The 6618-nt window shown below is 37.5% G+C and carries 6 protein-coding genes; 2 read left to right on the top strand and 4 right to left on the bottom strand.

The window, feature by feature from the left end; all coding sequences use genetic code 11:
- Both H5T41_10530 and H5T41_10525 read left to right on the top strand, forming a co-directional pair.
- Positions 1-621 (top strand): Gfo/Idh/MocA family oxidoreductase (locus H5T41_10530; protein ID MBC7109196.1); only part of this gene is annotated, 621 nt, incomplete at its 5' end.
- A gap of 146 nt (positions 622-767) precedes the next feature.
- The gene (locus H5T41_10525; protein ID MBC7109195.1) at positions 768-2015 is read left to right on the top strand and encodes an oligosaccharide flippase family protein; all 1248 of its coding nucleotides are present in this window, start codon (positions 768-770) and stop codon (positions 2013-2015) included.
- A gap of 6 nt (positions 2016-2021) precedes the next feature.
- Here the strand turns inward: H5T41_10525 and H5T41_10520 are convergent, their stop codons facing one another.
- From H5T41_10520 to wecB, 4 genes are all read right to left on the bottom strand, one after another.
- A complete protein-coding gene (locus tag H5T41_10520) occupies positions 2022-3140 on the bottom strand; it encodes a glycosyltransferase family 4 protein (GenBank protein ID MBC7109194.1) in 1119 nt (372 codons plus the stop codon).
- 26 nt (positions 3141-3166) lie between these two features.
- Entirely contained in the window at positions 3167-4675 is a 1509-nt protein-coding gene (locus H5T41_10515) for a hypothetical protein (protein MBC7109193.1), read from the bottom strand.
- A complete protein-coding gene (locus H5T41_10510; GenBank protein ID MBC7109192.1) occupies positions 4672-5778 on the bottom strand; it encodes a glycosyltransferase in 1107 nt (368 codons plus the stop codon). Before H5T41_10510 ends, H5T41_10515 begins: the two co-directional genes overlap by 4 nt.
- Positions 5779-5839: 61 nt before the next feature.
- The coding region (gene wecB / locus H5T41_10505) for a UDP-N-acetylglucosamine 2-epimerase (non-hydrolyzing) (GenBank protein MBC7109191.1) at positions 5840-6618 on the bottom strand (779 nt) is incomplete at its 5' end.

Genomic DNA, 6618 nt, shown 5'->3' with positions numbered 1-6618 from the left:
ACCCTAATGGTTGGGCACGTGGAGAGGTTTAACCCGGCTGTTCTGAAGTTGAAAGAGGTTTTGGATGAGAATTTAATTGGACAAATCGTTACTCTCACTGCCAAGCGTGTTGGGCCTTTGCCTCCACAAATCAAAGATGTTGGAGTGATAATAGATTTAGGAGTTCACGATATTGATATAATGAGTTTCTTGATTGAGAGAAATGTGAGAAAAGTTTACGCTAAGGCTGGAAGTGCAAAGAATCCCTTGGAACTTGAGGATTACGCAATAATAATGCTTGATTTTGAAAACACCACTGGAATTGTGGAAACCAACTGGCTTACTCCTCATAAAGTTAGAACCCTCACCGTAGTTGGGTCTGAGGGCATAGTGGAATTGGATTACATAGCCCAAAAGCTCGTATTATACAATCATGAATGGGTTAGAGAGGCGAAAGTGCAGTTTAAAGAGCCTCTAAGAAATGAACTTGAACATTTTGTTGAGTGTGTTAAAAAGAAAGAGAGACCACTGGTAAGTGGGGAAGAAGGACTCCATGCCCTGATGGTTGCTATAAAAGCTTTAGAGAGTGCTAATAAGAATGAACCAGTAGAAGTTGAGTTCACATTTGAGAGAAAACAATGACTTCTCACTCTGAAGCATTTGAAATGACAACCTTTCCCTTAATTTTTAGTAAGCGTCTTGACTTTAATAGCATTGTTCTGTATCAGACAAATTTGTGAAAGTTTTTAAATGTCTTTCTCAAGTAAAGCTTAAGGGAGGTCAGAAAAATGCTTGAGCTTCTAAAACAGGAGTTCAGAAACTTCAAAAGCCCACTTTACAAGAACTCCATATACATCTCTCTGGCATCTTTAACCACTGCCGTTGCAGGTTTTCTCTTCTGGGCCATCGCTGCGAGGCTTTATCCCGCAGAAGATGTGGGAGTTGCGAGTGCCGTCGTCTCGGCTCTTAACCTAACGTTCCAACTCTCAATGTTAGGCATGAACTTTGCGATAATAAGATTTTACCCCGAATATAAGGAGAAAGCAGTAAGTAGTGCCCTCCTAGTAACGGGCGTAGCAAGTGTAGTCCTCTCGATCGCCTATGGATTACTTATGCTTAATTCGGAGTCATTTAAGGAGTTTGGGTGGGATTTTCTGGGACTTTTTGTGCTGTTTTCAGTTATCGGAACGTTTTATAACGTCTTATATACATATGCAATAGCCCGGAGGCAGGCCGAGCATGCTTTTTTGCAGAACCTTCTACTCGCAGGGAGGTTTGTATTTCTGGTGTTTTTAACCTCGCTGGGAGTACTTGGCATAATCTCATCCTTTGGGTTAGGGCTTATTCTCGGCGTGGGATACGCCGTTGTTATGGTGGGTATCCCGACGATAAAGATAGATAGGGAGTTCATCAGGGGGGCCTTTAACTTTTCAGTGGGCAATTACTTGGCCAACATAGCGAATATCGCTCCCAACTACCTCATGCCGACACTGGTCTTGAGCATGTTGGGAAAAGAGGAAGCGGCTTACTTTTACATGGCGTTTTCAATAGGAAACCTCATCTTGTTTGTGCCAAACGCGATAAACACTTCCTTCTTCGTTGAGGGGAGCCATGGGCTTAAAAACATGAGAAGGACTCTAAAGAAGGCAATAACTTTCAGTTATGCATACTTGATTGCTGCTATCATTGGAGTGTGGAGTTTTGGAGGTTATGTTTTAAGGTTCTTTGGTGAGGGATACGTTGGAGGGCTGCCTTTGTTGAGGCTTATGGCTTTCGGGGGGTTCCTTGTTGTGCTCGTGAACTTTGCCCTAACGGTGCTGAACATCCAAAAGAAGGTGAAGGATATAGTGGCAATAAATACGCTAAAAGCCGTGTTATTCTTGGGGCTGAGTTATTTACTGGTGCCGAAGATGGGAATTATGGGAGTAGGCTTGGGCTGGGTCGGGTCCTACCTCGGGACCCTCGGGGCGATGGGTGTGGTGTTTAGAAAGGAAATTCAAAAGCACATCAGCTGTTTCGTCCCAGGAGAATCTTAGAGAATCTTAGGGGTTTGCTGAGGTGAGGTATAGGTTTAGGAGTTTTCTCGCTATTATTTCATCTTTCCATCTTTCTTCAGCTACCTTTTTACCTTCTCTTCCCATCTTCGATCTTAAATGTTTATCTGAAAGTAGCGTTACAAGCTTTTCAGCTATATCTTTGGGATTATTTGGATCAACTAAGAATCCAGTTTCACCATCTTCAACCAAATATGGGATCGCTGCAATTTTTGAAGCAATTACTGGAGTTCCAGTAGCCATAGCTTCTGCAATTACCATTCCAAAGGTTTCTTCAAATGAAGTTAAAGCAACAATTGAGGCTCTAGAATAAAGTTCTAACATTTTTTCATAAGGTACTTTACCAGCAAATTCAACGTTAAGATTAGTTTCCTTTGCAAGACTTCGCAATTTTATCTCATAATTTTTGTCTTTTGGACCGCCAGCAAAAATTATTCTGTAATCTTTTAACTCTTTTTCAAGTATAGATATTGCTTTAAGAAAACCTAACTGATTCTTAAGCGGTATTAAAGTAGCAGGATACAAAATCACCGGTTCTTCTCTCTTTTCAACTTTAAAAAACTCCTCTGAAACAGGATTTTCAATAACTACCGCTTTTGACGTGTTAAGGCCTTTCGTCTTTAGCTCTTCCAAAACATAAGGAGATATTGCTACGAATTTTGTAAACTTTTTATGGTACGCTCTTAGCCTTTTTTCATAAAGATAATACCAAATCTTTGCATATAAACTCTTTTTAAACATTTTTTCTTTCCAAACTATACCGTGAAGAGTAAAAATAGTAGGAATCTTTTTCAAAATCCATGGAAATATCTCATACAAGTCATGCGAGTGCACGAGGTCTGGCTTTTCAAGTTTTCTTGATGCAAATAAGGCCTGAATCTCTCCTGTAAATGTTACAGGTGGAAATCTTTTTGTTCCGATGATGTTTATGTTGTCCGTTAATTTTTTGCTTTTGATTTTGTCATTGATAGAAAGGAAGGTGATTTCAATATCTTCTCTTTCCAACTCTTTATTTATCTTTATGAACCCCTTAAGTGTGTTATGGACTACTGCCGCCGGGCCCAAATACGGCCTTGATATATTTGGTGCTACGGTAAGGATTTTCATTCTCTCATCCCTCCTCTTTATTTTTGCTAAGTAGTAATCCAAATTTTTTGTGAAGAGTAAACTACATTTAATCTATTTTTCAAAACTACCAATGGTTCCAATGGCTTATATTTGTTCCATGCTTGAAGAGATTCAAACATTAAGTTTTTTCTATATAATTCGTAATTATAAACAAAAATTATGTCTCCTCTCCTCTCATAGTTTCCTGTATATAGTTTTTGGTAATAATAATTTCCTATAGACACAAAATGGAGTTCAGACTTGTGATAGAGACTATTTTTACCATACCAAATGGTCATATATCCCAACGTGTTTGCATCGGAGATTATGGTTATTTCGGCTTTATGTTCTGTTAACCATTGGATTGGTGGGGAGAAAGTTATGAAATCTTGATTAAATTCAGGGGAAGATCGTATACCTTTATACTGGCCATAAATTCCTGTTATTGTCAACAAAACCACAAAGAAAATCATAATTAATGCGAAGCTCTTTCTATTGACCATTTGTTTTGTCAAAATGTTTAAAGAGTAAGGAATTAAAAATACTAATATGGGCGCAGGTCCGATAGTATATGTTGAGAGATAGTACAGAAACATAAAAGCACCTGAACCAACAATTAACGGCAAACCAAGTATTTCTTCTCTCTTGTTTAGTTTAAGAGCTTTAAATGAAGTTGATAAAGTTATAATAAAGGTTGCAAGATATAAAACATATCTAAGAGCATCAAAAATCGGATTGAATCTCGCATATAGAGGGTCATAATAAAGATACTCCGGAGGTACAAAGGCGCCTTTCGAAAACAAACCTTCTAACAATCTTTTAAGATAAAAATACTCTCTAAAGGAGGAGAGCAAGTTTTGAGATCCATACAATTTTCTACCCCATACCCATACAAAAGTCGAGAGTAATGTCACCAAAACAATCCTAGTTGGGATATATTGATTGACTTTACCGGCTTGATTTTTAAATATGATTTTGATAACTAAAATAAAGCCAGAAATAGACAGCAATATTACAAAAAATAACATGTGACCAGAATGCCAATATAAAGTGAGAGTTGAAAAAGAAATCAAAGCTAACACAAAAAATTCTCTCCCAACTTTAAAAAACGAATATAGAACAACCATACCAAGGATTAACACGATCCCTGGCCAACCTAAAATCATTGAAAGAAACCCTGATAGGAATATTTTGTAATCACGAACTCCAATAAAAGTAAAAAACAAGTAATACGAACAAAAAACAAGTAGCGGTTGCATAACGTATATTGCTTGATGGAGCAAGAGAATATCTCCTAAAACCTCAAGTGTCACTTTATTCAAGAGATACATCGATAAAACTGTTTTTGAAGCATGTGGTAAGATAGCAATATCACTATTAAGACCAAAGTCTGGAAGATATAGGTTATAGTAGTGCGCTGGTCCATAGAAATTTCCCGGAGATGTTGGAAGTGTTAATATTCTGAAAATTATAGCAGATAGCAAGAAAAATATACCAATTTTATTTTTTACAGCTATGTTATCTGAGCCCTTCATTTCAGCACACCTCTGTAAACCTCCAACGTCTTTTTCGCAATATTCTCCCATGTGAACTGCTCAGCATACTTTCTTATCTTTTCTCTATCCCATTCCTTTTCCAGAGCAATTAAAATTTTTTCTGCCAACTCTTTTGGATTTGCTGGCTCACAAAGTAACCCATAGTCTTCAGAAATTATTATCTCTGGCACACCACCAACCCTAGTCCCAACAAAAGGCAAACCAACACCCAAAGCTTCAAACATAACCGTAGGATTCCCCTCACTCAAACTCGGCAAAACAAACAAATCAGCAGCATTCATCCAATAGCCAAGCTCTTCATCAGAAACGAAGCCGAGAAGTTTAACGTGCTCTTGGAGCCCCCGATCTTTTATTTGCTTTTCAAGTTCTCCTTTTAATGGGCCGCTGCCACCGATGAAGCTTAAAACATCGTTTCTAACCTTCACTACTTCTTTCATTGCACTTATTAAATATTGGAAACCTTTTCTTTCAATCAAGTTTCCTAGACTAAAAATTATTTTTTTATCTTCAGGTAAATCAAGGACTCCTCTGGCTTTATTTTTATTCATAACTGGAAACTTATTGGGATTGAAACCATTAGGTATTGAATAAACCTTTTGGTTAAACTCGCTAAGAATTGGAACATCAATTTGATTGACTCTTATAATAGCATCAGCGTTTTTCCAAGTCCAATAAATTCTATCATTTTTTGAGTTATATTCTCTCAAAAACCAGTCTCTGTTCTCGTGAATTGTAATTACAGCTGGAACACTGAATTCTTTAGCAAGCTTAACTCCAACATATCCACTCGGCCAAGTAAAATGAGCGTGAATCAAATCAAACTCAATTTTCTCTTTTTTGATATGATCCCTAAACTTCTCGAAAAGTTTGTCACCCAAACCCCAATTTCTCCCATCTGGAATAAAATAAAGCGTAGATAGGACGTGAACGTCTACGTTGTCGGGCTTGTTTTTTAAATCAACCAAATTTCTTTTTGAATATTTCTCAACATTTCTGAAGTATGAAAATGGCAAGTAATGAGCTAGTTCAGAGAGATAGTTGTGACGGACTAAAACATAAATTCTTCCAACTTCCTTAGCCATTGCTTCTGTAAAATCTTTTATAAAAGAATTGTAGTGGGGGGCTATTATAAGAACTCTCTTTTTATCTATCAACGTTCTTTATCACCTCCGCAATTTTTTCCGAAGCTCTCCCATCGCCAAACTTGTAGGTGTAAGTTTCTCCCGATGGTTCAAATTCTCTAACAGCTCTAAGTATTTTCTCTTTATCTGCCCCAACAAGCACGTTCCAACCATCTTCAACCGTCTCTACCCACTCAGTTCTTTCTCTCAAAGTTATGCAAGGTACCTTTAAAAAATACGCTTCTTTCTGCACACCACCACTATCAGTCAGTATCTTTTTTGCGTTCTTTTCTAACATTAGCATATCTAAATAACCAACGGGTTTAATCAAAATTACATTTTCAGCTTTTTTGAGTGACTCATAAAGTCCATAAGCTCTCAAGAACTTTTCAGTTCTCAGATGAACCGGAAAAACTATTGGCTCTTCACATTCCACAAAGGCATCAATTATGTTCTTTAACCTCTCAAGGTTATCCGTATTTTCAGCTCTGTGAACAGTTGCTAAACAAAATTCTTTTGGTTTTAATCCTAACTTATCCAAGATTTCTGAGCATCTTTCAGCAATCTTGGCGTTATATAAAAGAGCATCAAGCATAACGTCTCCAGTCAGATAAACACCGTTCCGTATTCCTTCATTATGTAAGTTTTTTACAGCGGTTTCTGTTGGGGCGAATAGGTAATCGCTAACATGATCTGTCAAAATTCTGTTTATTTCCTCTGGCATAGATTTATCAAAACTTCTCAATCCCGCCTCAACATGAGCAACTTTAATTTTTAGTTTAGCCGCAGCTAAAGCTCCAG

The sequence above is a fragment of the Methanomassiliicoccales archaeon genome, assembly GCA_014361295.1.
GTDB lineage: Archaea > Thermoplasmatota > Thermoplasmata > Methanomassiliicoccales > JACIVX01 > JACIVX01.
Note: the sequence above shows the minus strand (reverse complement) of the source record. Positions and strands in the feature narration are given on the sequence as shown.